The following is a 368-nucleotide window of genomic DNA, read 5'->3' on the forward strand; positions in this document are numbered from 1 at the left end:
ATCCGATGTAATTTCGTATGGTCAAACTGGATTTGTTGAAATTGTTTTTTCTAATAATAGATTTCCTTCAAATATGGGAGCTAATATACATCCTGTTTCTACAGACAATGGTTATACAGGTAAGTTTCCTGAAGGTACACAAGCTGTACAACCAGGAGGGCAAGTAAAAATAACATTAGGTTTTAAACACACTTTTACAACTCCAAGAGTTACAGAATACAAATTTAAAGCAATATATGGTTATGTAACAGCGCAAGGTCAAAATATTACTGAGGAAAAAATCATCTCTATACAGATAAATTATACAAGTAATAATATTCCATGTTCTTTACCAATCCCTACGAATTTACAAAATTATAATATTACAG

Annotated in this window: 1 protein-coding gene; it reads left to right on the forward strand. The window is 30.4% G+C overall.

What is annotated here, in order from left to right; all coding sequences use genetic code 11:
* On the forward strand, positions 1-368 hold a 368-nt coding region (locus QWI17_RS04760), incomplete at both ends, for a hypothetical protein (protein ID WP_302721373.1).

Origin of the sequence: Gilvimarinus gilvus, assembly GCF_030518155.1 — a bacterium.
In the GTDB taxonomy this organism is placed as follows: domain Bacteria; phylum Pseudomonadota; class Gammaproteobacteria; order Pseudomonadales; family Cellvibrionaceae; genus Gilvimarinus; species Gilvimarinus gilvus.